At 74.6% G+C, this 1095-nt stretch carries 2 protein-coding genes and 1 pseudogene; 2 read left to right on the forward strand and 1 reads right to left on the reverse strand.

The genetic code is table 11. The features are described from left to right. A pseudogene (locus SACPADRAFT_RS33750) lies at positions 1 to 192 on the reverse strand (cobalamin biosynthesis protein); the annotation flags it as partial. 36 nt (positions 193 to 228) lie between these two features. Between SACPADRAFT_RS33750 and SACPADRAFT_RS0206315 the strand changes: the two are divergent. Further along, complete coding sequence (locus SACPADRAFT_RS0206315) at positions 229 to 855, forward strand: bifunctional adenosylcobinamide kinase/adenosylcobinamide-phosphate guanylyltransferase (RefSeq protein WP_028662266.1); 627 nt, start codon at positions 229 to 231, stop codon at positions 853 to 855. Between the two features lie 44 nt (positions 856 to 899). Further along, a partial coding sequence (locus tag SACPADRAFT_RS25895; protein WP_007027717.1) for a nicotinate-nucleotide--dimethylbenzimidazole phosphoribosyltransferase occupies positions 900 to 1095 on the forward strand: 196 nt, incomplete at its 3' end.

The following is a 1095-nucleotide window of genomic DNA, read 5'->3' on the forward strand; positions in this document are numbered from 1 at the left end:
CGCCGCGCCTGCGCACACGCCCACGTATCCGGCGCCGCGGGCCCGCGAGTCGGCCCACATCCGCCGCTGGACCGCACCCGCCGCGCGGCCGAAAACGGCGACGGGGTGGCCACGTCGGGGGTCGCCGAAAACGGTGTCGGCAACGTACCCTGCGACGATGCCGAGCGCCGCGAAATTCCGGGAACAGATCACGCCGCAGACCCTAACCGGTGGGCAACAATGCCAGGCATGACGAACGATCCGAAGCGGCGCGCCGCCGAGTTCGTGGCGGGCGGGCTGGAGTCCGGCGCCCGGTTGCTGCGCCGCTACAGCCGCCAGGTCCGGGGCGGCGGCCGGGTGCTGGTGCTCGGCGGGGTGCGCTCGGGCAAATCCCGGCACGCCGAGCAGCTCATGTCCCGCCACGGCCAGGTCGTCTACGTCGCGGGCGGGAAACCGCCCGGCAACGACGACCCCGAGTGGGCCGCCCGGGTGGCCGCCCACCGGCAACGCAGGCCGCTGTCCTGGCGCACGGTGGAGCCCACCGACCTCGCGCACACCCTGCGCACCACCCGGGCGCCGATGCTGGTGGACTGCCTGGGCACGTGGCTGGCCCGGGTGCTCGACGACGTCGGCGCGTGGGAGCAGACCGAGGGCTGGCAGCAGCGGGTCGACGACCGGCTGGCCGACGTGGTGGACGCCTGGCAGTCGGTGACCGTGCCGATCGTGGCGGTGAGCAACGAGGTCGGCTCCGGCGTGGTGCCCGGCACCGCGTCCGGGCGGATGTTCCGCGACGTGCTCGGCGCGCTGAACACCGCCGTCGCCGCGAACTCGGACTCGGTGCGGCTGGTGGTGGCCGGCCGCGTCGTCCACCTGTAAGACACCCGGGAAAGGCCGGGAGACGAGAGAACGAGAGAAGCACGGTGCGATTCGACATCCCCCTCCCCGACGAGCAGGCCCGCCGCGCGGCGGTCGAGCGACTCGACGGGCTGGTCAAGCCCCTCGGCGCGCTCGGCAGGCTGGAGGAGCTGGCCGCGTGGCTGTCCGCCGCGCACGGCACGGTGCCGCCACGCCCGCTGGACGACGTGCGGGTGGTGGTCTTCGCCGGGGACCACGGGG

The organism is Saccharomonospora iraqiensis subsp. paurometabolica YIM 90007, from assembly GCF_000231035.2.
GTDB classification, from domain to species: domain Bacteria; phylum Actinomycetota; class Actinomycetes; order Mycobacteriales; family Pseudonocardiaceae; genus Saccharomonospora; species Saccharomonospora paurometabolica.